This is a genomic window from Pseudobutyrivibrio ruminis AD2017, assembly GCF_000424305.1.
GTDB classification, from domain to species: domain Bacteria; phylum Bacillota; class Clostridia; order Lachnospirales; family Lachnospiraceae; genus Pseudobutyrivibrio; species Pseudobutyrivibrio ruminis_B.
In genome coordinates this window covers 140,588-165,794 of sequence record NZ_AUJQ01000003.1, presented here as the reverse complement: position 1 = coordinate 165,794, position 25,207 = coordinate 140,588, and the positions used below count along the sequence as shown (strand labels likewise).

Annotated in this window: 21 protein-coding genes; 4 read left to right on the top strand and 17 right to left on the bottom strand. The window is 38.3% G+C overall.

The annotated features are described in order from the left end of the window. Nucleotides 1–175: 175 nt before the first annotated feature. The 7 genes from G611_RS0100700 to G611_RS0100670 all read right to left on the bottom strand — a co-directional run bounded on the left by G611_RS0100700 (nt 176) and on the right by G611_RS0100670 (nt 8,458). Nucleotides 176–1,339: a BMP family lipoprotein gene (locus tag G611_RS0100700; protein WP_028241966.1), complete on the bottom strand. Its 1,164-nt coding sequence runs from the start codon at nt 1,337–1,339 to the stop codon at nt 176–178. Between the two features lie 103 nt (nt 1,340–1,442). Then, nucleotides 1,443–1,898 carry a cytidine deaminase gene (locus G611_RS0100695; protein ID WP_028241965.1) on the bottom strand — a complete coding sequence of 152 codons (456 nt, stop codon included), beginning with the start codon at nt 1,896–1,898 and terminating at the stop codon, nt 1,443–1,445. A 1-nt stretch (nt 1,899) separates the two neighbouring features. Then, a complete protein-coding gene (locus tag G611_RS0100690) occupies nt 1,900–3,294 on the bottom strand; it encodes a tetratricopeptide repeat protein (protein WP_028241964.1) in 1,395 nt (464 codons plus the stop codon). 32 nt (nt 3,295–3,326) lie between these two features. Then, on the bottom strand, nt 3,327–3,470 hold the full coding sequence (locus G611_RS15805) for a hypothetical protein (RefSeq protein WP_196801517.1): 144 nt from the start codon (nt 3,468–3,470) through the stop codon (nt 3,327–3,329). A gap of 3 nt (nt 3,471–3,473) precedes the next feature. After that, nucleotides 3,474–4,874 (bottom strand): DUF342 domain-containing protein, encoded by a 1,401-nt coding sequence (locus G611_RS0100680; RefSeq protein ID WP_051194986.1) that lies wholly within the window; start codon nt 4,872–4,874, stop codon nt 3,474–3,476. A 142-nt stretch (nt 4,875–5,016) separates the two neighbouring features. Next, nucleotides 5,017–5,694 (bottom strand): deoxyribose-phosphate aldolase, encoded by a 678-nt coding sequence (gene deoC, locus G611_RS0100675; protein ID WP_028241962.1) that lies wholly within the window; start codon nt 5,692–5,694, stop codon nt 5,017–5,019. Nucleotides 5,695–5,809: 115 nt separating this feature from the next. Further along, the gene (locus tag G611_RS0100670) at nt 5,810–8,458 is read right to left on the bottom strand and encodes a valine--tRNA ligase (RefSeq protein WP_028241961.1); all 2,649 of its coding nucleotides are present in this window, start codon (nt 8,456–8,458) and stop codon (nt 5,810–5,812) included. Nucleotides 8,459–9,790: 1,332 nt separating this feature from the next. Between G611_RS0100670 and G611_RS13450 the strand changes: the two genes are divergently transcribed. From G611_RS13450 to G611_RS0100650, 4 genes are read left to right on the top strand one after another with little or no spacing between them, the layout of a single operon-like run. After that, nucleotides 9,791–10,345, top strand: a complete 555-nt coding sequence (locus G611_RS13450) for a hypothetical protein (protein ID WP_051194985.1) — start codon at nt 9,791–9,793, stop codon at nt 10,343–10,345. Between the two features lie 15 nt (nt 10,346–10,360). Continuing rightward, entirely contained in the window at nt 10,361–11,848 is a 1,488-nt protein-coding gene (locus tag G611_RS0100660; RefSeq protein ID WP_028241960.1) for a hypothetical protein, read from the top strand. Between the two features lie 17 nt (nt 11,849–11,865). Next, entirely contained in the window at nt 11,866–12,561 is a 696-nt protein-coding gene (locus G611_RS0100655) for a hypothetical protein (protein ID WP_028241959.1), read from the top strand. Beyond that, entirely contained in the window at nt 12,539–15,013 is a 2,475-nt protein-coding gene (locus G611_RS0100650) for a hypothetical protein (protein WP_028241958.1), read from the top strand. Before G611_RS0100655 ends, G611_RS0100650 begins: the two co-directional genes overlap by 23 nt. Before the next feature lie 2 nt (nt 15,014–15,015). Here G611_RS0100650 and G611_RS0100645 read toward each other — a convergent pair whose 3' ends face one another. From G611_RS0100645 to G611_RS0100600, 10 genes are all read right to left on the bottom strand, one after another. After that, entirely contained in the window at nt 15,016–15,810 is a 795-nt protein-coding gene (locus tag G611_RS0100645; protein ID WP_028241957.1) for a Cof-type HAD-IIB family hydrolase, read from the bottom strand. Between the two features lie 9 nt (nt 15,811–15,819). After that, nucleotides 15,820–16,683: a hypothetical protein gene (locus G611_RS0100640; protein WP_028241956.1), complete on the bottom strand. Its 864-nt coding sequence runs from the start codon at nt 16,681–16,683 to the stop codon at nt 15,820–15,822. A gap of 19 nt (nt 16,684–16,702) precedes the next feature. Continuing rightward, complete coding sequence (locus G611_RS13445) at nt 16,703–17,632, bottom strand: glycosyltransferase family 2 protein (protein WP_051194984.1); 930 nt, start codon at nt 17,630–17,632, stop codon at nt 16,703–16,705. Next, nucleotides 17,632–18,516 (bottom strand): glycosyltransferase family 2 protein, encoded by an 885-nt coding sequence (locus G611_RS0100630; protein WP_028241955.1) that lies wholly within the window; start codon nt 18,514–18,516, stop codon nt 17,632–17,634. Before G611_RS0100630 ends, G611_RS13445 begins: the two co-directional genes overlap by 1 nt. 74 nt (nt 18,517–18,590) lie before the next feature. Continuing rightward, nucleotides 18,591–20,015 carry a sugar transferase gene (locus G611_RS0100625; protein ID WP_028241954.1) on the bottom strand — a complete coding sequence of 475 codons (1,425 nt, stop codon included), beginning with the start codon at nt 20,013–20,015 and terminating at the stop codon, nt 18,591–18,593. Between the two features lie 13 nt (nt 20,016–20,028). Continuing rightward, nucleotides 20,029–21,252 (bottom strand): UTP--glucose-1-phosphate uridylyltransferase, encoded by a 1,224-nt coding sequence (locus G611_RS0100620; protein ID WP_028241953.1) that lies wholly within the window; start codon nt 21,250–21,252, stop codon nt 20,029–20,031. A gap of 156 nt (nt 21,253–21,408) precedes the next feature. Beyond that, the gene (locus tag G611_RS0100615; protein ID WP_028241952.1) at nt 21,409–22,449 is read right to left on the bottom strand and encodes an acyltransferase family protein; all 1,041 of its coding nucleotides are present in this window, start codon (nt 22,447–22,449) and stop codon (nt 21,409–21,411) included. Between the two features lie 20 nt (nt 22,450–22,469). Beyond that, on the bottom strand, nt 22,470–22,688 hold the full coding sequence (locus G611_RS0100610) for an acyl carrier protein (protein ID WP_028241951.1): 219 nt from the start codon (nt 22,686–22,688) through the stop codon (nt 22,470–22,472). A gap of 3 nt (nt 22,689–22,691) precedes the next feature. After that, nucleotides 22,692–24,062, bottom strand: coding sequence for a class I adenylate-forming enzyme family protein (locus G611_RS0100605; protein WP_028241950.1), 1,371 nt, complete (start codon nt 24,060–24,062; stop codon nt 22,692–22,694). Continuing rightward, nucleotides 24,063–25,199, bottom strand: coding sequence for an acyltransferase family protein (locus G611_RS0100600; protein ID WP_028241949.1), 1,137 nt, complete (start codon nt 25,197–25,199; stop codon nt 24,063–24,065). Nucleotides 25,200–25,207 lie beyond the last annotated feature (8 nt).

Below are 25,207 nucleotides of genomic sequence, written 5' to 3'. Positions count from 1 at the left end.
ATAGTAAACTATGGCGCTTATTAACTATCTATTTGCTGATATTGCTCTCCCCTATATGAACAGCAAAACCATAAAAAATAACACGCTATACGTATTAGATTTTAAAGCTTTGATTATTTCAAAAAAAAGGGAAGGAATTAAATCCCTCCCTTTTGTAAAAAGCCTTTCGGGAATATTAGTGAATATTATCATATTCCTTTACAGTGATTTCTGTTGCTGGCATCTTATCTGTTGAGTTATCAACTGTGATATCACCTGCGAACATCTTAGCTACAAGTTCCTTGTAATCATCAACTGTGAAGTTCTCCATTGACCATGTATCTGTAGGAAGCTGTACATAGTTAAGTGAAGGATCATCACCTGATACGATACCAAGGTTCTCGATCTTACCAGCATAGTTAGACCAGTTGCCTGCGAATAAATCTGTAAGTGTGCTATCAACTGTAGGAGCAAGACCCTTCATTGCTGATGTTACACAAAGCTTGTCATCACCATACTGCTGAGCAATTGTGCCTGACTGATCAGAGTCAACACCGATTACCTTACCGTCAACCTTCTGAGCTGCCTCGCAAGCTGATGTGTAGATACCACCACCACAAGCGAATACAATTTCTGTACCGTTTGAATACCATGTATCCATCTGAGCTGTAACAGCTTCATCACCGAAGAACTGGCCACCATATACATAGTTAACCTGAACATCTGAAGCATTACCAAGCTCTACAGCAGCATCGTTACATCCCTGTACGAAACCGTAACCGTAACGAATAACAGCTGGAACTGCCATACCGCCAAGGAAACCAAGCTTTGTGTAGCCTTCCTTAACAGCTGCATAACCTGCCATGTAACCAGCAAGTTCTTCCTGATATGTGAAAGAGCAAACGTTCTCAGGAAGCTTGTAATCACCGAAGTCACCCTCACCACAGTCAAGTGCGATGATTGTTACGTTAGGATAATCCTCAGCAACTTCCTTAATCATGTTTGCAAATAAATAACCTGGAACTACAATAACGTTGTAACCATCTGTTACAGCGTTTTCAAATGAAGCGATACGTGCATCATCTGAATCTTCTGTTGGCTTATAGTACTGGAATTCAGCACCATTCTTATCTGCAAATGCCTTTGCAGCCTCGTAAGTTGTCTGGTTGAAAGACATATCTGTGATGTCACCAGAGTCTGTAATCATAGCGATTCTGTAATCGCTAGTTGCTGCATCTGCAGCCCCCTCTTCTGTTGAAGCTGACTCTTTGCTTGCGCTATCGCTGCTTGAGCCGCATCCAACGAACATAGTAGCTACCATTGAAGCTACAAGAAGTACGCTTAATAACTTCTTTTTCATTCTTCTATTCCTCCTATATTTTGGTTTCTATTTAATTTAGAAACTCACAATATAGATTATAAAGATTTTCATTATTTTTTCAAGAACTATGATGATTTTGTGACTACTTTATGTCCAAATTTTTTGGACCAAAACCATATGGAAGCATTTCTTTCAGCGTTTGTTCTATAATTGTTACATCCTCAGGCTGAATTTTGTTTAAATTGTCCACATTCTTAACTTCAGCCAAAATAATTTTAAATGTATCTGGGTCTCCAAACTCGTTTAACACCTGACGACATACCCCACAAGGAGCACATAGTGGCAAATCTTTAAGGCTATCCATGCCACCTACAACTGCAATTGCATCAAAATCGTAATAACCCTCACTAACTGCTTTAAATACCGCCGTTCTTTCAGCACAGTTTGTTGGAGTGTAACCTGCATTTTCTATATTACATCCCTTGAAAACTGTTCCATCTTTACATAAAAGAGCAGCACCAACCTTATGGTGTGAGTATGGTGTGTACGCCATTTCTCTAGCCTCTAAGGCCATTTTTACTAACTCAAAGTTTGTCATTTTATTCACCTACCTCTTTAGCATCAAGCTTAGTATCATCTACAGCGATGTATACCTTAGCCTGTTTTCCCCACTTATTTGAAGGGTAAAGTTCAACTACCTTTTCAAAACATTCAAGAGCCAAATCATTTTGGTCGGTAAGTCTATAGCAATCACCAAGAAGGAACAATGCAGCCCCGTTATCGTAGTTTTCATCAATATCTACTACTGTTTTGAAATTTGTAATTGCACTTTCATAGTTTTCTTCTGAATAGAAGTTATTTCCATCATCATAATATCCCTGGATGATAGCTGGTGCCAACGATGTGTAAAGGTTATCGTAAGCCTGCTTTCCCTGCTCCCCGAGAACCTCCTTTGTAACAAGCTGAATGTACTGGCTGGCAGTAGCACTATCACCTGAATTGTAATAGTTTTGAGCTGCAAACAGATTATCATAAGATGTAGCAACATCTTGCTTGTCATCGTATGCGCTCAAATCATTCTTTAATCCATCTATCTCCTGCTGAAGAGCATCGTTCTTTGAATTTGCATCTGCCAACTGCTCGTTAAGTGCAAGTATAGTTTTAGAATTGCCATCTTTAACATTATCCCTGACTGTTGGCACAATTAAGAAGAAGCAAATCAAAAGGCCTACAACAAGTCCAAGTAATATGTTCATAAGACTTGATCTTGAATTATCCAGCATACTTCTGAAGGACTTTTCTGACATAACAACTGTATCGTTTCCATCCATGAAAGATACTGTGTCATTCTTCTTTTTCCTTCTACCAGTATTTTGTTCCTTTAATCTGGATTTTACCTCGTGGATATATTTGATTGTTGTAGTATTGTTGCTATCGATTTTAGCCGCCTGATTTAAAAGCTTTCTTGCGTCAGCAAACTTAGACTCTTCAATATAAAGAAGAGCCAATAACTGGTGTGCTTTAACAAAATTAGCGTTTTGACTGATAACCTTTTTCAATTGTATGATTGCAAGGTCTCTACTACCAGATTTGCAATAATCAATAGCCTGATTATATTTTTTGATAGTGGAATTGATTTTTGGTAAATAGCCTGGAGCACTTTCAATTTCTGCCAGGTATCTATCTGCATCAGGATTATCTTCCTGTAGGTTCTTTGAAATAACCCACTCGTTAATGGCAAGAACAAGCTCGCCAACCTGATAGTAGCATAGTCCCAATAAATTTCTTGCCCTTGTATTATATTTATAATATTGGAGCGAAGATTTTAAAGATTCTATTGCACCAGATAAATCACTGACCTTGGCTTTTTCCAGGCCTTGATTATAGAACACGTATGACGTGTATACGATTTGTTTGTATAGTAAAATATCGGCGCCGCAATTGTAACAAACATTTTTGTCACCAACATCGGCACCACACATAAAACACTGCATCTATTATTCTCCAGTATATCTAAAATCCAAAACTATTTTGTCCCGTTATTTTGAGCTGTCATGTTAAAAAGCAAGTCTGTAAGATCTGTAAGATCTCTTGCTTTAATATCAGCCTCGGCCTGTTCCACTTCAATGGCAGGCTCGTACTTCTTAAGTTCTTCTTCAAAATCTATCATAGTTTAACCACCAATTTTAACTAATTTAACGCCCTCTTCGCTCTTTTCAATTTCAACTCTTTCATGAGTATCCTGAATGGTCACATGATGATCGTCAATTGAAATGCTACTTCCTGCGTATAATCTTCTAAGTACTCTAATAGTTGCCCCTTCACCAGACTTAATAATCTCACGTAATCTGTTGAGCTTTTTGGTCTCCTCAAGAACAACCGCTTCATCTCTAATGCGAACTCTCAAAAGCTGCATTCTGCGAGGATCTTCCTTGTAGTTAATACCACGCTCCTCGCCTAATTTATCAAATTCTTCTATGCCTTTTTTAATCTTTTGAACATTGGATGTAATGGCCTGTATCTTCTTGGCTAATATTTCAAACTCCGCTGCTCGTTCAACATCAATACCTACTGCAACATTTGTGTTTGTTCCAAAGGAATTGCCTATATCATTAACTTCTATTCCCCGAACAGCCGAAACGTAGCCTCCTATTATGGAAGCGTTGTTGCCATTCAGTTCAATTCGTCCATCGCAAGATACCTTGCTTTTAAAGAAATAATCAGCCGAAATATCTCCACCACAGGTAATGATTGCATACTCTATAAACTGTGCAGTTACAGAGCCTCTACAATCTATGATAGTCTTCTCGTTTCCTTTGACGCCCGACAGTAAGAATAAATCCTTGCCTGCGCGGATATCGCAATCTTCGATAAGGCCGTGGATGATAACATTTCCCGCAGCATCAATAACAGCGCCATCATGAACGCCGCCATGAACTATAACATCACCGTTGAATTTGATGTTGCCTGTTTCGATTCCTACATCTCCCTTTACCTCATGAACTGGAGATATATTAATCTTTCCCTGATTAACTTCGATTTTACCAGTAATCTTAGCTGTGTATGTAAGATTATCGCTGGATCTGTCAAAACCTCTGCCTATTAATGGTGGAAGATCACGCACTGGCTTTGGCTCTAATATTTGTCCACGTACAGACATACCTCGACTTCCCTGTACAGCTGGATGATATGTTGCAATAACATCGCCTTCCTGTATAGTCTCGATAGTCTTAATACTCATGTAATCAGCTGTTCCATCTGGACGAATGGTTGGCTTACGATTAACAGTTGTATCAAAATGATATTCAAAATATCCTGGGGTTCCCTGCTGCTGTGCAGTGCCTTCAGCTACCTTGACTGGACGTCCATAAATTGGGCTGTTAGCCAGCCTTACCAGCATGTCCTGGTCAATACCAAAGGTAACATTTGCATTGTTCAAGAACCCAAGCAACTGCGCAGCAGTAAACTTGGGCACATCGCTGCTCCCATCAGGAATCTTAAAAGTCATAGTTGCTTCTAAGCCGTTTGATGAGACTTGAACTTTTGGTGCAAGTGCATTTATTGGCGTAGCCATAAGTCCCCCAAATAAAAATCTTGTTTAAAAAATTAATAAACTATATCAAATTAATTATAGATTTTTATTGGTAATTTGTCATGAAAATTTACCAATTTGCTTTAATTTTCATTAAATTTTCACAATAGTGTAATTTCGTGAATTAGTACTTACCGTCGTTTGGTAATCCCTTTACAGCCTTAACAACACGGCTTGTTCCAAGACGGCTTGCTCCAAGGTCGATAAACTTCTGTGCATCTTCAAGTGAAGCAATTCCGCCTGCAGCCTTGATAAGCTTGCCATTTGTCATGTGAGCAGCCATAAGCTTGATATCATCAAATGTAGCTCCGCCTGTTGAGAAGCCTGTTGAAGTCTTGATGTAATCTGCATCTGACTTAGAAACAACTTCGCACATCTTAATCTTCTCTTCATCTGTAAGTAAGCAGCACTCGATGATTACCTTAAGAAGCTTACCATTGCAAGCAGCCTTAATAGCGTTGATTTCAGAAAGAACATCATCGTAACGTCCTTCCTTAACCCAACCTACATTGATAACCATATCAACTTCATCAGCACCGTTATCTACAGCATCGCTTGCCATGAAGCACTTAGAAGCTGTTGTAGCATAACCGTTAGGGAAGCCAATTACTGTACAGATTGGAAGATGTCCGCCCTGCTCCTTAACGTACTCAGCAGCCTGCTTTACAAAGCTTGCTGGGATACAAACTGAAGCAGTTTCGTACTTCATTCCGTCATCTACAATCCCCTTAATGTCATTCCATGTTGCGTCAACACCAAGTAATGTGTGATCGCACTTGCTTAAAATGTTCTTAATATCCATAATGTACCTCCTCGCCTGTTACGCTCACAAGCATGATGATTTCTCCGCTCAGCTAAAATGCTTCGCTCAAGAAATATCATAGCTTGTTAGCTACAGGCTATCTTTAATTATTATATTATTTCATAGAAGCAAGACGTGCCTCAACCTGAGCCATCATTGCTTCGTATTTAGCTAATTTCTCACGCTCCTCAGCAACCTTTGCTTCTGGTGCCTTGCTCATGAACTTTTCATTTGAAAGCATACCGCGTGATCTTGCAAGCTCTTTTTCAAGCTTTTCTTTTTCTTTTGTAAGACGTTCCTTTTCCTTCTCAAAGTCTACAAGGTCTTCAAGTGGAACAAAAAGTGTTGCGTCTGGTATAACTGCAGAAACAGCGTCATCTGAGATGCCTGCCTTATCTGCCTGGATGAATACTTCTGTTGCGCCAGCAAGAGTCTTGAAGATTGGTGTAATCTCATCAAATGTTGCTCTTACATCTGCAGCATCAGCTACGATGTGGATAGCTGCCTTCTTTGAAGGTGGAACATCCATATCTGTACGAAGCTGTCTCATGCCACGAACTACGTCCTTAGCACGCTCTACCTTAGCTTCCTCTACCGGGAAGTTCATTGCCTCATCGAATTCAGGCCAAGCTGAAAGCATGATTGTTTCCTCTTCGCTCTGAAGTGTGCAGAAGATTTCTTCTGTGATGAATGGCATGAATGGGTGAAGCATCTTAAGGGCATTTGTAAGTGCAAACTTAGCTGTCCAAAGTGCTGCATTCTTGCTAGCTGTATATTCTTCTGAATACATTCTTGGCTTTACAATTTCGATGTACCAGTCACAGAACTCATCCCAAATGAAATCATAAACCTTCTGAACTGCAATACCAAGCTCGTATTTATCCATGTTCTCAGTAACATCCTTTGCAAGGCTGTTTACCTTAGAAATAATCCACTTATCTTCTGTTGCAAGCTCTGAATCAGCTGGCTTTGTAACCTCGTTATCAGCAAGGTTCATCATAATGAAACGTGAAGCGTTCCATACCTTGTTTGCAAAGTTACGGCTGTTCTCAACACGCTCGTTGTAGAAACGCATATCGTTACCAGGTGCATTACCTGTGATAAGTGTAAGACGAAGTGCATCAGCACCGTATTTATCAATAATCTCAAGTGGATCGATACCATTTCCTAACGACTTAGACATCTTGCGTCCCTGTGAATCACGTACAAGGCCGTGGATGAGTACTGTATGGAATGGACTCTTTCCTGTGTGAGCGTATCCTGAGAATACCATTCTGATTACCCAGAAGAAGATGATGTCGTATCCAGTAACAAGTACGTCTGTTGGATAGAAGTAATCAAGCTCCTCTGTTTTGTTTGGCCAACCAAGTGTTGAGAATGGCCAAAGTGCTGATGAGAACCATGTATCAAGTGTATCCTCATCCTGCTTCATGTGTGTGTGTCCGCACTTAGGGCAAACTGTTGGAGCGTCTTCTGATTTAGCAACAACTGTCTCACCACACTTTTCGCAGTAGTATGCTGGGATTCTGTGTCCCCACCATAACTGACGTGAAATACACCAGTCGCGGATGTTCTCAAGCCAGTGTAAATATGTCTTATCATAATTCTTAGGAACAAACTGAAGCTCGCCTGTCTTGATAGCCTCAATAGCAGGCTTTGCAAGCTCTTCCATTGCAACGAACCACTGTGGCTTAACCATAGGCTCTACAGTAGTCTTACATCTATCATGTGTTCCTACATTATGTGTATGCTCTTCAATCTTAACAAGAAGACCCATCTCATCCATCTTCTGAACAATGAGCTTACGAGCCTCATATCTATCCATACCCTCGAACTCGCCACCGTTTGCGTTGATAGTAGCATCATCGTTAAGGATATTGATTACAGGAAGGTTATGTCTCTTACCTACCTCGAAATCGTTAGGGTCGTGTGCTGGAGTAATCTTAACAACACCAGTACCGAATTCCATATCAACATATTCATCAGCAACAACTGGAATCTCACGGTTAACAAATGGAAGCATTACAGTCTTACCAATGATATCCTGGTATCTTTCATCCTTAGGGTTAACAGCAACAGCTGTATCACCAAGCATTGTCTCTGGACGAGTGGTTGCAAATGTAACGAAGCGACCTGGCTCGCCAACGATCTCGTACTTCATGTGCCAGAAATGGCCTGCCTGCTCCTCATGCTCTACCTCAGCATCTGAAATAGATGTCTGGCAAACTGGACACCAGTTAATGATACGGTTTCCCTTGTAAATGTAGCCTTCGTTGTAAAGCTTAACGAATACCTCTTCAACTGCCTTTGAGCAGCCTTCATCCATTGTGAATCTTTCGCGCTCCCAGTCAGCAGATGAACCCATCTTCTTAAGCTGGTTGATGATACGTGTTCCGTACTCATCCTTCCACTCCCAGCACTTCTCAAGGAAGCCTTCACGTCCAAGGCTATCCTTTTCGATGCCCTGCTTCTTAAGATGCTCGATAACCTTAACCTCTGTAGCGATAGCTGCATGGTCTGTACCTGGCTGCCAAAGAGCTGAATATCCCTGCATTCTCTTATATCTGATAAGGATATCTTGCATTGTGTTATCAAGTGCATGTCCCATGTGAAGCTGGCCTGTAATATTTGGAGGTGGCATTACAATAGTAAATGGCTTCTTGCTGCGGTCTACCTCAGCGTGGAAATAGCCATTTTCCTCCCACTTTTTGTAGAGTCTGTCTTCAAGACCCTTAGGATCATAAGTCTTTGCTAATTCTTTCATCCTCATTTCCTTTCTAAAATCACGCGGCCTCCAAATTACACATGCTCCCGCAGGGCACCCTCCGTACTTTCGCGAGGGTCCTTCCGCCGGCGTAGGTCCTCCCTCGCTCGGCACGGTGCCTCCCTGCTCGCGCTTGCCAAAACTATGTTGCCGCTTAACTATTACTAAATCTCTGAATTAGCCTTAAACAGGTTTGCAATTCAACTTTATACGAATTAAAAAAGCCCTGTGTACGGCAAATTGCTGTACACAGGGCGCCATATTCTATACGGTCGCGTTACCACCTGCATTTATATCTCATCTTATTCCTTACGGGAACGACTCGGATGGTTTGTACATCTGTCTGGCTATCACCAGGATGCTTTGTTCGCCATCTGCTCCGAAGCTACCTTCGTCAGCTCAGCTCCTAGGTCACCTTTCAGCCGGTGAGCGACCCTCTCTACAGGACGGCACTGATTACTCCTCTTCATCATTGCATTTAACTTTTCTTATCATAGAAAAAATCCCATGGATTGTCAAGGTCTGTGGGTGAGATAAAATCACTGCACTAATATTATCATTTTCTGCCTCCTCTGTAACAAAGTATCTATTAATTAAGCAAAATGCAGGCTATTTGTGTTACTCGTATATAATAGGGGAATATTGAGTTTTTTATACGAATATCTATGCCATTTTTCTATTCACTGGCTAAAAAAGTATAAAATAATGGTCAATCATTGATTCTATACTTTTTGGGAGCCATATCTGGCTTGTTAACTCTAAAAAAAGTATAATTTTGCAAAAATGTTTATATCATATACTTTCTCTACGCAAATTCGGCGGTTATCCTACTTATAAAGTATAAGACTTGCAATTTGGGGTTATTCTTATACTTTTGCCTTGTTATAGCTACACTTTGGACTTGTGAGTATCGGGACGCCGCAATAAAAAGTTATATATTATAGCTAAAATAAATAATATTTTGATATTGTAATTATTTTTGAACTGTGCTATATTACCACAGAATCATTTTTATCTATTTTGACATATCGTCAAATTATTCCAATACGGTAAGTGCAAGTATTCGTAGGGGAAACGAATATTTCAAGGAAATATCCTTTTAAGGAAAGGAGTAGATAGTAAATAACAGACAAAAAAATCAAACGATTATTATTAACGCTCAAAAAACTGAATAAAGAATATGCATCATTACCAAAAGGTCATATATCAATTGGTCATACTGGTGATACATGTAAATGGTTTCATGTCTTAGATGGGAAAATTCATTACATCAAAAAGGCTGACAAGAAACTAGCTTCTAAATTAGCTATCAAAAAGTATCTTGAGCTAAAAATGAATTTAATCAATGCTCAAATTAAAGATTTGTCCAAATCTTATAATCTAATTGAACCCGCCAGAGACAAGCTAAACACCCTACTCTCAGACTCGGCGTATATAGAGTTGCTGGAGGATTATTTTTCTACTAGCGATGTGGAGGCGGATTACTGGATGAATGCTGATTATAATAGAAGCAGCAGCCATCCTGAGAATTTGATTCACCCTACAGTGAACGGCATTATGGTTAGGTCTAAGTCAGAGTCTATGATTGCAGTGGCTTTAGCTGAAAGCAGGATTCCATTTCGATATGAGGAGCTCATTTCAATAAACAATATCTCTATAGCTCCGGATTTCACATTACTTCACCCCATGACAAATAAAACATATTACTGGGAACATTTTGGACTGATTGATAATGAAAATTATTATGAAAACTTTGCTGTCAAAATAAAGACTTATGCAAAGGCGAATATTATCTTGGGAGATAATTTGATTGTCACATTTGAGACATCAGATAATCCCCTTAGTTTTAATACCATTAACAATATTATTAACCAATATTTAAATTAGAGGAGAACTATCAATATGAGGAACAAAAAAAATTATACACAGGAGGAGTCTACCCTTTTGCAGGATATTGTAAGGGCTTATAGATATCCTGACGGAACTTTAAATGGTATAGCTGTATTTATTTCCACACTTGCTCTTGTGCTACTTTTGATATTTGGGCATTTCACAATAAACGGGATAAAGCATGTAGCTGGGCTAAATAAAGTGTCAGCTTCGGAGCTTGATTTAAATGCAATTGAACAGTACATTACAGGAACTTATCTGGATGCCATTGATGATTATACAGGTGGAAAGATTGATCATGATACCGCTAAAAGAAGAATCCTAAAGCAGCTGGCTGCCTATGCTAATTCTTCGGACTCCTTTACAAATGAGCAAAAGACTGCAATTCAAACTGAGATTGAAGAATATTTAAAGACTATTAGTTTGGATGAATATATGACTGAAAGCACCAACACTATCCAGCAAATGAAATCATCCTTTGAAAAATCCATAAAAGAAAATGAAAGAACTATCGAGCTGGTAAAAAGTACGTTAAAAGATGAAATTGAAAACAATAAGAATTTGACTGACGACGAGCTTACAAAGTTAAACGAGCTTTATAACAAAATCAAAAAGCTGGAGGCAAGCGATATTAATCAGGTGAACAGTCAGTTAAATGAAGTGCATGATGAGTTAAGCCAAAACATCACTAACAATTACAACTCTTTCATTTACAAGCTGTACGACGGAATTGATGAGTGGTCAAAAGATAACTCCTACACTCCAAACACATACGTTATGTACAACAATGTTTTATATAGAAATATCACTGGCGTTAATACAGATAAAAATCCTTCTGCAGATAAAGATAATTGGGAAGAGGCATCCATCACTTCTGTGATTAATAATAATTATCAGGCCTTTATCAATACAGTTGGCGCAGGCAATTACAATCCTTTGGGACGTTATCAGGCTGGCGATTATGTGATATACGATAATCGAATATATAAAAATGTATCCGGAAGCAATGGCACCCCAGGTTCATCTAATGACTGGGAGATTTTTTCCATCACTGATTGCATGGATGAAATTTCGAAAGATTTGCAGGCGCTTGAGCTTAAAAATTCGACAGATTTGGCAGCTGTAAATAAGAGCTTAATTGACCTCATTAAAAACAATAAATCTTTGACTGATGAACAGCAGAAAGCTATGATAAATCTCATTAATTCCAATTCCGATTCTTCTAAAGATTCTTTGGATAATCTGTATAAAGATCTGATGGCGATTATCAATCAGAACGAATCTTCCAATACAAACGAAAGAGAAAAATTGATAGAACAGTTTGGCGCCCTCAAGGGGAACACTGCCGCTCATATGGATGATTTCGAACAGCGAATCTCTAACTTAGAAGACAGAACAACTTCCACAGACGAATCTGCTAATTCCATTGAATTTAGATTTGGCTACGAGCGTGGCACTTACGGATTCTATACATATCAAAACGAATTTAAACCATTTTAATAGATTGGAGAAACACTATGAACCTAAAGAAAGTATTACCTGCATTAATAACTATTTCCATTACTGCAGCTTTCATGCCTAGCGCAAATGCTGTGGCATCCGTTGCCCATGAGCAAAGCAGTGAAGCTGATTCTGTAGCAAGCGCTATCACAATAGAAGTTAAACACTGGACCGAGTCCTACGCCGATATCGATTCATTTCATTTTGTGATTCCAGATATGGGTGACTATTATAACAGCGAATCCACATCTCTTTGCACTTCAAGTAGATTAACCTTTGAAGATTTTATCGCGGCAAGTTCTGGTGAGCAGGATGAAAGCCTTGAGATTTTGTTTAATAACATCAACTTTGACATGTTCAAAAACCTTAACGGAATTGATGCTGTTTACAATGAACTAAGAGGCTATGGAGATATTCCAACAAGCACAACGATTATTATCTATGAAAAGGATGGTGAGGTGCAGGATTATTCCATTTCCATGAACGACGACTATTCAAAAGAGGATTCGCAAGACATTTCAGAAGAGGAACCAGAAGAGGAAATCGAAGACACAGAAGCTTACGACGAAACTGAAGAAACTGAAGAAACCGAAGAAACTGAAGAAACTGAAGCCATCGAAGAAATCATAGACGATACTGAAAACACACCTGCCTGTGAGGATACAGCAGATAACATAGAGGAAGAAATAAATGAAAATATTGAAGCAGATTAAAAGAGGAATTTCCAGTTGCCTGGTTGCTAGCTGTTTAGCAAGCTCCCTGTTTCCTCTCACGGCCCACGCCGATGCTAAGGCAAATGAAAATACCGCTAACACAAAGGAAACCTTTTTAGATGAAAACTATATTCCCTTCAGACCCTATTACAGCTCCTTTCTTGCGACCTATTCCAGTGCCAACAGCGCCAATGTTAAGAAGGTATGGGAAAAGCTTTTTTACGAAGAGATGAATTGGGATGCTAAGCACGGCGATTTTTATGATAGTAATTACAGCAGCTGGGCTGAAAAATATTATAGCGACTACATCGGCTTAGGCGGCGCGGTGCATAGTTCTAAGTCAATGCAAATTACCTTATCTGAGGGAGATTTTGATGCCTTTTTCGGTAACAGCTTAAAAAGAAATCCTGAATTTTTAGGTGAGCTGTTAGGACTTGATAATTATCAAAAACCATCTGAAGATAATTCTGAAGCAAACCAGCTTATGACAAATATCATGTGCCAATATCTTCTAAGCCCTGAAAAATATCCATATGTTGCAAAGGCAATTGTGGATTTAACAAAAGAAGGACTTTATATCGGTGATAAAAAGAGCAGTGATAATAATATTCTAAAGAACCAATCTTACAACAACAAAAGCTTCGACCTATACGTTCTTAATGCCATCGCCTACTACTATGAAGGAGATGGTGATGAAACTTATCTTTCTAATAAGCAGCTAGAATGGCTTGAATCATACAAGGAATATCTTTTCAAAGATTACATTTCAAAAAGCAAAACCTATAATGACAAACTATCCTTAGCTGGGACCTACCCTTCTTTATACGATTTGATTGCCCGCTCCACTTACGCGGCAGACAGCACCCATCCTGTTCATGGCGCTCAGGAATTTTTCGACTATGTAGTTGCCAGCAAATCAGGGGCGGGGGCATGGGTTAATCTTATAAAAGGTGTACATATAGAAGGCTTAAACGAATTTGATACCTTAGAAGATATATTTGCTTTTTCTGATGGCTATTGCTTTGGACATGAGAGTGCGCTTTGCGTTACAAAGCAGGATTGTCTTAGCACTGAGCAACAGGGCAAGGCTACACATGTAGATGAAATAGCATATCTTTTAAATAAGCAGCCAAAGGTAGTTGAGCTGATAAAAAAGAATCCAACTGTTATGGATGCATATTCCAATCAGACCACTATGGGCGGATGGCTTGAACGATTCAATATTCACCACGATAAATCCGGCCAGGCTCTCTTTTATTCACTTAATGTCAACGCAGCAAGTGGCGGTTCTTCTTATTCCAGAAGAAACAGTGAAACCGGAACCAGCCATTATGAAGTTTTAACATCATCTTACGGTACGGTAACATTGCCTCTTATAAATATAGACAAAAACAGCAATGGCATTGACCCATTATCCAGAACAACCGCCATAACAATTCACCCTTCAACCTATCAAACTGGTAATGGTTGGCATTCCTCTGTTGGTGGTGGTATATACGGATATTCTGTTAATATTAATGGTGTTGAGTCCAAAACCAGAGTTCCATTGATTGGTCATACTTTTAATATTTCGAATTTAACCTGGGAGGAAAGAAAAGCTGCAGTAATAACCGTCAACCTTTATTCTACTGGATATGGAACCTACAACGGTCAAGAATGCTATAACGGAGTCTGTTATTACCATATAGGAAGCTGCTACGCCGAGGCCAGCACCAATTGTTCTTCCACTGTAACCCTTTCGGTAAAACGCGAAGATTGCGCAATCAACGGACATGACTGGAGAGGTAATGTAGAATGGGCCGATGATTATAAGACAGCAACGATAAAATATTCCTGCCAAAACGATGTTAAACATATCAAAGAAATCACTTCAGATGTGTCTTGCAGGGAGGAGGACGATTACTTCGTATATACGATAAAATCACCTCTTACAAAATCACTGGATGTTAAAAACAATACTTACTCTACAAGAGTATCCAAGAAAACTGGGGAAGCAAAAGAAACAATACCTATCACAGCTGCAAATACAAACGGAAAAATATCCGACTATTCGATTTGTACCAGCACATGGATGCCATATGGCTCTCTGTCAAAGGAGACCTATAAGCAAGCATTTACTTCTATACAGTTTGGAATCAATAAGGGGGTAATAAAACCTGGTGCAAAGAGTGTCACCATAGATTTGGCTGCAAACCGAGAACTTACGAATCTTTCTATAACAATTTATTCTGCTTCTGGGGAAGTGTTGGCATTCAATAACCCTTGTGTAGATGCACGGACGTGTTATCTGAATGGACTAACCGATGCTGAATTGATTGGCTGCTACGCTTCTGTATCAGCATCAGCCCATACACAAAATTGGACATATAACTATGATTGGAAAAGGGGGATACAGCCTTCAGATGCCATATCCACCTTATCTGCTAAAAATATAATTATCTCTTATAAGTAATTTTATATTAAGCCAAAATGCTTAAGACCGTTATAAATACCGTCTTCATCAAAGGCTGTGGTTACATAATCAGCTGCAGCCTTTGCTCTGTCGGTACCATTGCCCATGGCAATACCTACATGAGCAGCCTGTAGCATATCAAGATCATTTTCGCTATCACCAAATGCATATGTGTTAGCAGGATCGATGCCCACCAATTCACAGGCCTTCATCATACCTGTTGCTTTGTTGTGTCCTGCTGGAACCAACTCGCACACTTCATCATTGTGGGCTATAATTTCATAATGCTTTGAAAGTCTTTCAAAACATTCTATTCTCTTATCAGCAGCTACATCAGTGGCGCATGACATTTTGTTAATCAACCAGTTGCCATAATAATCTCCACCAATTGTAACTAAATCAGAACCAAGATCACGGCGAAGTACATTACCAAAATAATCGTTATGATCGAATTCATCATCGTCCATGTAGATTTTCTTAGGTCCTTCAAGGATAGGTCTGAAACCGTATTCTCTAATCATTTCAACAGTCTTTTTTGCAAAATCCTTATCGATGACCTTTTCGTATAAAACATCTCCATTGATTTCCACATGACAACCGCAGGAGCAAACAATTCCATCAAAGCCAAGACTAAGTAAATCCTTATCCTGAATAAAAGCTCTGGCTCTACCACTGCAAATAAAAGCAAGATGACCATTTTCTCTAAGCTTTTTAATACCCTCTCTACAACTGTCTGGAATATATTTTTCGTAATCCCAAAGTGTACCATCAATGTCAAAAAATACTGCTGACTTCATAAAACCTAACTAATCCTTTTTTGTAATCTTTCTAAAGAGGGCTGTCTCCACTCTTTCTGCTCTTGTAACGAATGAAACCTGTGTATCACGTATTGTGATTACTGAATGTCCACTGATTTCATCGATTTCCTGCTCAACGTAATTGATTGTGCTGTCCTGAAGACTGCGGTGAACAAGAATGTTGTTCTTTAAAAGTGTGTTAATAGCCTCTGTTTCAACTGTCGCATCGCTGAGCTCTAAGTAAGCTTCATCAACCTTTTTATCTTTAATAAATTCTTCTATCTTATCAAGACCAACTACAGAATCGAAATGATCGATATAATCGTTGTCCTCTTCCTTTGTCATTGCAACACCTACGATTTCATAATCGTTTTCAAAGGAGCCTTTAAGTACACGCTTGATAGTCTTTTGAGTGTGATTGCCGTCGCACACGATGATAAGCTTTGGACAAAGCTGTGAGTGGAAACGACTAAAACGAATAAAGCATTTTAACGCGGTACGCTCGATAATAATAAACAAATAGCATACCGCAAAGGCTGCAGCATAAACGCTTCGTGAAAAGTTTTGCGCTGTCTTGATTGTGTAAAGAACTACAGTGAAGAATGCCCAGGTTACAAACACCTGCACCAAAATGCTTTGGCATTCTTTAAAGAAGCTTCTTTTGATAACACCTGAAAGATTCTTACTAAGAAGCAATATAACAAGATAAACTGCTACAAGAACTACACCATAATCAAAGAACAATTCCCCGTGGTGGACTGCACTAAATTCGTAACGGAATCTAGTTACCATCCAATATCCAAGTATCAATGCAGCTAAATCTAATATAATAAAATCTGCATGTTTTTTAATGTATAGTAAAGTTTTTTTCATCAACCTTATCTCCTTCAGGTTATACCCATAGCCTAAACCAAAGATTGTGGTGGGCTCTGGTAAAATTATATTTTTTGTAAAAGCTCATTCTTTTAAGCTTGGATTTTTCTCCAATTTTTGTAAATCTAAGAAGAATATTTTTCTTATCCTTTGGAATGAAATCCAATTTGGCAAGCTCTCCGGCAAATACTCTGGACTCATTTATGAAGGACTTCTTCTTTTCAAACAGGCTGCCATTTTTAAAATCAGAAACGTTGCGATTTCTTTTATCAGAATCTGATTCTGTTGTAGCGCCCATAGTATTATGCCCCGTCTGCCTGTAATAAACAAGTGGTTCGTCTATTACTGTGACTTCACCCATAATTGACGCAATGGCAAGCACCAGTGCATCATGCATTGGAATATTATCTAAATCGATGCTTTCAGCTTTTACAATTAAATCTCTAAGAGATTTGTTAAAGCACATAGTACACCCTGCTGCTGGATTATCAATCAACACCTGAGTGTAAGCATTGTTTTTAGGCTCTCTTCCGATATATCGTATAAACGAATCAGAAATGACATTTAGCTTGTCATCTGTAACCCACATATCTGTGAATACACATTTAGGCTCTTCATCAGAGCCTAAGGCCTTAAGTGACTTTTCGATTTTGGTAGAATCCCAAACATCATCCTGGTCGCAGAAGAAATATGCATCTGCTTCTACCTTGCTAAGCATCCAAAGGAAATTAGCCTTAGCGCTACCGCAAGATTCTTTAAAAAGCAATTCCAGCTTTTCAGGATATGCATCACGATATTCATTCAAAATGGCCAAAGTGTCATCTGTTGAGCCATCATCATGCACTACAATTCTAAAATCTGAAAATGTCTGTTTGAGCAAGCTATCAAGCTGCTGTTTTAAGTATTCCTGCCCATTATATGTGGCAAGCAAAACTGCAATATTTTTCATTATCTGTTAAAACCGTAACCCGTCCCCGTGTTTTTTTTGAACTTTAAATTGTCTATAAACAAACTAAGATTTGCAAGTGAGCAAGTAATCTTTCCAAGTGTAGAGCTAGCTCGGAATTGATTCTTGTAGGTAATCATCTCATGCAATGTGAAGATATCTTCCTGCTTGAAATAATCACATTCATCAAGCAGATTCAAGAAATCATATACCGATGCATCTGTGATATTAGTATCCTTGGATAGATTTGATTTAGTGTATCTGTGAGTATACAACGCCTTGTCCAGGTAATCAAATCTGACACCTGCTGCAAGAAGGAGCAACCATAGATAATAATCATCTGCTCCATTTTTCTGAACCAGATGCTCCTGCCAAAACTGAGGCACAACATCTTTTTTGATGAGGCACTGTCCTGGCGATATTATCTGGATGCCAATTCTAAGATATGTAGTTAAATCACTAATCAATGATTTGTGATATTCATTTCTGTACCATAAAAGCTTGGTGCCATCAGCCTGCTCTAGGTTAGCGTTGCAAACAAGCACGCTTGATTTTTTATTGATTGCGGCTGTAAGCATTTCAACTAAGGCATTACCTTCAAGCACATCATCCTGGTCCAAAAACATAATATAATCACCTGTGGCTGCCTTAAGACCTGCCACGCGGCTAAAATGTATGCCTTTGTTACCATCATTAGTGACAACCTTCATGAAACTGTTCTCTTCAGAAGGTACCTCAAGCTTTTTCCATGGACTGTCATTTACAAGAATAACCTCCAGGCTGTGACCTGCCAGGCTAAGTTCCTTTTCGTTAGATAGCATGCTATCTACAAAACTGTCCATGTATTTATCCCCCTCATAAAATGGGGTAATAACTGTAATTTTCATCTTTTCTCCTTGAAGGGGTTATATTAACAAAAAGCCCCGTAAAGCTTATTATAACCTTTACGGGGGTGATTTGTCTATTTAGAGCCAGAACCTTTAAATACAACTGCCACTGTTTTGAATAAAATACTGATATCCAAACCAAGTGACCAATTTCTAATGTACTGAGTATCAAGGGCTACAACATCCTCAAAATCAGTAATGTTGCTACGTCCTGAAACCTGCCACAGGCCTGTAAGACCAGGGCGTCCAGCAAGACGTGCCTTATGATGTAAATCATATTGTTCATATTCATTCTCTGTAGGTGGTCTGGTACCTACAAGAGACATATCTCCAATTAAAACATTCCAGAATTGAGGCAATTCATCGATAGAATATTTACGAATGAAGTGGCCTGCTGGGAAAATTCTTGGATCGTTTTCCATCTTAAACATAAGACCATTCATTTCGTTTTGAGCCATCAATTCCTTCTTGCGCTCTTCCGCATCTACATACATGCTTCGGAACTTATAAAATTTAAACTTGCGGCCATTCTTGCCCACACGTGTCTGTGAAAAGAACACTGGTCCTGGCGCCTGAATCTTGATGATTGGTGCAAGGATTATAAATGCAATTGCACAAAATACCAAGCCCACAAGACTACCAAGAATATCAACTGTACGCTTTGCAAAGCTTTCGCGGTTAGTAGCGATGTGCATACTAGTTGTCATAGTGATGTAATCACCATAATATTCAATAGCGCGATTTTTAAGAAGGTGATCAGTATGGATAAGTGAAATATGTACTGTACAACCTAAATCAGCAAGGCGCTCAGCTAAAAGCTCTTCGCTGTATCTGTTTTTGCCATCGATAAAAACTTCATCTACAACGTGAGTACGAATGTATTCGAAAACCGAATCACAATCACCAACTACTGGCACGCCCTGAATCTTTTTACCTACCCAATTCTTATCAATAACAGCGCAACCAACCACCTTGTATTCTACATAAGGATTGTTGGCAAGCTGTCCCAAACAATGCTTTACTGTGCTTGAATCTGCTATAACAAGCATTGAAGATTTGTTAACATCTTCAAGCTTTCTATAGCGAATGATTCGCTTAAACACTATTCTAAAAGCAAACATGATAAAAACCATGAGTGCTCCCCATGTAAAAATCACTGCACGGGAAATGAAACTTGAATATCTGAATGCATACAAGAATATCAGTATGCCGCAGAGATTCACGAAAGAATGTAAAACTACGGCACCTAATTCTTGATATTTATTACGATGAACTATACCAGTATATGGATCACGTATTGCTGCATTTAATATACTGACGAAAATAATCATCATAAATAAATTCCAATAGATATTTTTGTGTGAAAAATAAGCATCTTCTATTATTACACTGCCATATCTAATATAAATCGCAATTGCAAAAGCGAGTAATGCCGCCAATGTATCTAATGTTATAAAGTCCCAATGCTTTGCCCAAAATTTCTTCTTTCGTTTATACATTAGACCCCCTAGCTTAAAGCACTATACCATTCTTTTCCAATAACTCTCTTGCACTATCAACTGAATCTACACCGTGAAGATTCTTGATTGGCGCGAACTCATAATTTCTGTCTACCTCGAATGCTAAATTGTTATCCATCATGTGGATCATATCGAGAACAAGTAACTCAAACTTGTAACCATTTGGTTCTGTAGGAGATACCTTATTTCCATCTGCATCGATGAATGGTATCTTCTTTTCTACAACGTGAACTACCATGTTGTTATCAACAATTTCATCAAGCTTCTCAACTGAGAAGAGATAGTTAAGGATTACACCATATTTGTAAAGTAAGCTGCCATCAGCTGCTCTTGCTTCAGACATCTCCTTAGACATTTCGTAGTATTCTACGATGCCTGGCTTACCATCTTCGAGACAAAGAAGTCCCATCTTTTCAGCTGGTTCAACCTTACGTACTACCTTAGAACCTGATACGTAGTTACCAAGGATTGTTGCACCGATGAATAGTGGATCTGCGATACGCTGAAGTACGTTATCAACAGCGAATACATTAAGCCACTTAACCCCTCTAGCCTGAATATCGCTCTTAAGGCCTGCCTTAAGCATAGATGCATACCAGCCACCGTTTCCGTTAGGTGATGTAGCAAGACGTCCTTCCTCTTCAAGAAGAAGCTTTCCATCGTAATCTACAGCACATGCCATATCCTGAATGAAGAACTTTACGAAATCAGAATTATATCCGAAATAATCATGCTCTGCGAAGAAATCTCTTGTAGCCTTGTCGTTCTTTTCGCTTGTCATGATGTAAAGAGGTATGAAAGCATCTGCTTTCTTAACTACATCAAGAAGATTGTTGATGAGGCACTCAAAGATATATAAATCATGTGTCTGACCAACATTGTAGCAACCCTTTGGTAAATCGAAACCAAGGCGTGTTCCCATTCCACCAGCAAGTAAGATGGCACCAACCTCACCCTTTTTGATTGCCTCAAGACCTGCTGCCTCGAATTCGTCCTTTCTAGCTTCGATTTCAGAAAGCTCAATTGCAGGTGGTACTGCAAATTCGCCTCTAGCATTAGCGGAATCACTACCAATGAGTTCAAAATCAGACCAATTAATGTTTTCAATCTGAGCTAAAAATGTTTCTTTCTGAGCTTCTGAGAGATTATCAAAACCACGCATGACATGACCTTGACCGCGACTCTCAAGAAGTTCAATTGCCTGTTCCTTTGTCATATAACTTTCTCCCTTTCAATCGTACTAAATGCGAGTATACACGCATTTTTTCACAGTGTATATAATATACACCTATTTAATCAAAAAATGTGCATAAAAAAACTCAATTTTTTATATGCTTTTATTTTTATGTAACCAATTTTTCAATACTGTCTATCAATGTTTGATTATATCATCCTCAATAACGTTTTTAAGCCTTGGTACTGTATATACTACAAGGGCGCATAAAAATAAATCCATTGCTATTCTAATCACAATCATGACGCATGTTTCTGAAGATGTATTAATTCTTTCATCAAGCATATACCATGGAAGCGCCTTTCCTTCTACCGAATGAACACACAAAAAATACATGGAATATCTTCCAATAGTCCTTATTTTGTTAGCTACAAAGCCTCTGAATATATTGTTTAAATACAAAAAAATCTTTACTAACACTGGCGGATATATAAGCGATAATGGCATTACTAAAATAGCAATCCAAGGAAGCATATCCTTTAACAGCATAACTATAATTATTAGTCCCAGTGACCCTAGCAATAGTAACCTGGTACTAGTTTTCCACTCATTAATAAATAACTTATTCTTTTTGCAATAATACCCTGTATAAACAAAAAACAGCCCAAACATTCCTCTAAAAAAGCCAAATGGAGCGCAGGTTGTAAAGCTCAAATATAGTCCTAAAAATGTTACTACAAAGGCTACCAAAAATTGCCATTTTTCTGGCACATAGCTTATTAAAAAATACATAAGTATCCATGCCCAAAACAACGCCAATAAATACCATAAAGCACCGCAGGAAAAGATTTCAAAACCATGAATCGTTGTGGTTTCGCTAATACCTAAAACAAAGCCCACAAACACCTTTAATGTCTGTATTACTGCATTTTTTACAGAGCGATAATTTATGTAATGGCACAACAGATGAACAGCACTGGTAAACAACGCTGTTATACTGTACGGAATCAGAATCAAACGTGCCTGCTGAGCTATAGATTTACTCAAACTTTTCTTCCTGTAGCCGTATCCGCTGATTACAAATAATGCCACCATTAATATACCCAGAAAATTAAGATTTTTTCCGAAATCATAATCTGTAAATTCCTGAAAGGTATGAACAATAACAACTAAAAGCATCGTGATTCCTTTTAGAAAATCAAACATACCTGCCGTATTCTTAATCTGCATCTTTTTCATTTTAATTCCACATTTTCCTTTTACAGAACTGCAATTATGTCTGCTACGGTCTCAATCTCCAGGGTCTGCTTCTCTGTAATCTTAACACCAAATTTTCTAGAAACATTGTTCAATATTGTCATTATTTCAAGAGAAGATAAATCCAAATCATCAATTAAAGAACTATCTTCTTCGATTTCATCTACAGGTATATCTGCTACCTCTTCGATTATTTTTGCTACTTCTTCAAACTTATCCATTTTCTACCTCCTTATTTTTCCACTTGCTGTTTTTTCAAACTCTTTATTTTGAAACTCCACAACATGAATCTTTTTAAAAATAGGCAAACCCTTATTTAAATCCGAAACATATTGTCGAATAACTTCCTCATCACTTTCTTTAGCAAACACTGCTGCAACTATTTTGTCGTCTCGCTCAAAAACCTTGCACTCTTTAACTGCCTGATTTTTGTACAAAAGATTTTCAAGCTCTTCTGGGCTAACATTTTCTCCACCTGATAGGATTATAAGATTCTTTTTGCGCCCAGTGATATAAACATATCCATCCTCATCAATATACCCCAGATCTCCGGTATGAATCATCCCATCAATTATCGTATTTACGGTTTCAGAAGGATTGTTATAATAGCCCTTCATGCAATTCCAGCTTGAAACACATATCTCATCATCGATTATTTTTAGAACTGCATCGTTAGTTAGTTTTCCTACCGATGCCACTTTATCCGTCACATTACTGTTGTAAGTGACATCACCGAAGGTCTCTGTCATTCCATAAAACTGACAGTAGTTTATCCCATTTTCCACAAAGAAATCGATTATTTCTCTGTCCATTGGTGCGCCTGTTGTTCCAACTGATTTAACACATCCTAGCTTTAAGGCGCCACCTCTTTTAAGGCGCTTCTTCCACAGCTTCATTGTAGCTGGAGATACAAAAGCAAAATCTATTTTTATCTCCTGCAATTCATTAAGCATGTTTCCAATATCTTCATTGATATAGGTCATACAGCCTCTATTGCACCAGCTAAGCCAGCTACACAAGCCTGCTGCATGATATAGTGGAAACACTAAATAGGTGATTAGCAAATCATCCTTTGCCTCATCTTCTGCGTACTCCTTAGGAAGGATGTTGCGTTTTCTTCCAAAAAGATTCTTTAGGGTAAGCATAACACCCTTTGGCTTGCCAGTAGTGCCTGATGTATAAATAATCATTACAAGACGATTTTCATCACTTAAATCAAAGCTATGATTACCTGATTCATCATTCTTAAAGCTACAATAGTCCTTAAAGGAATTCTGGCTGATTACATAATCAGTATCCGCATCAGCTAATATTTCTTCGATTACTTCATCTGATTCGCGGATATTCACCGGAACCACTACTGCTTTTCCAAGAATAAGCGCTGCCAAAATAACAATATATTCGTAGCAATTGTTACCCTTAATCGCTACATGTTTTCCTTCGATATCGCCAAAGCGCTCCTGCAAATTAGCAAGACATTCTAATATATTGTTATAGTACTGAGTGTAAGTAACCTCATGCACTGTATCTTCTCTAAAATATCTGTATGCAATTCTGTTTTGATATGATTTTATATTCTCAAAAAAATCGTACATCTATTTCTCCGTTTTAGAATTAATATATTCCAGCACTTTATTTTTTATAGAAACATAACTAAAGCAGATTATCAAATCAGTAGTAGCCCTGACTAAATATAGTAAAAGACATCCAACAGTAACATTTCCTGTCCATTTGTCAGCGAAATAATAATAAGGGAATCCCATCATCTCTATAGTGTGAACACATAAAACATAGATTGATAATCTACCTATTTTTCTAAGGAATGATGTAACTACTCCTGAAAATCTGTTTAGATACAAAAATGCGTAAATCAAAATAAGTCCCATGTATCCATTCAAAAGGATTGTGATTATACCAAATGGATAAACATTATCTGCCATACCATCCATGTATCCAATAAATCTCATACAAGCATTTGGAACGAAAATCAGCAATATAAGGGCCAGTTTTTCCTTGAAACCTATGCCTTCTGTAAACCATTTTTTCTTTTTGGCATGATATCCAAGGCAGATGTAAAAAGCACAAACAGCCCCCTGTGAAATACACCAAGGAACAGTGTTCCCCAAGCTAAGTAGCCATCCCACAAAAGCCATGCCAAGTGATGCATACCATAAATATTTGTCTGGCACATAGGTTAACAATATATTAAAAATAATAAGTCCCCAAAACAATGAAAGAACAAACCATATAGGTCCGCATGAGAAAATCTTTACATCAAAGTAATAGCTTGTCTTTGAAAGTCCAAGCAAAAATCCACCTGCAATTCTGCATGTTTCCTTGATAGAACCTGGCAAATAACGATATAAAGTGTAGTGTGTGCATACATGTAGCATTGATGTTAATACTGCTGTAATGGCATATGGGATAAGCAATGTGTTGGCCTGCTTTTTAATGCATTTACCTATCCCCATTTTTCGCATTCCATAACCACTAACGATAAAGAATGCAGGCATTAAAGAATGAGCAAAAATACTATAAACGGTCAACCACAAATGTGGTAACAGCTTCATGTCAATCATCGCATCCAAATCAGCCTGATATGTATTCTTAAATATAAAAGAGTTTGGAAACAGTGCGTATGTGTGAACATAAATAACCATAAGCATGGTAATACCTTTTATAAGATCAAACATACCTGCTGTATTTTTTATTTTAAACTTACTACTTGTCATATTAATCT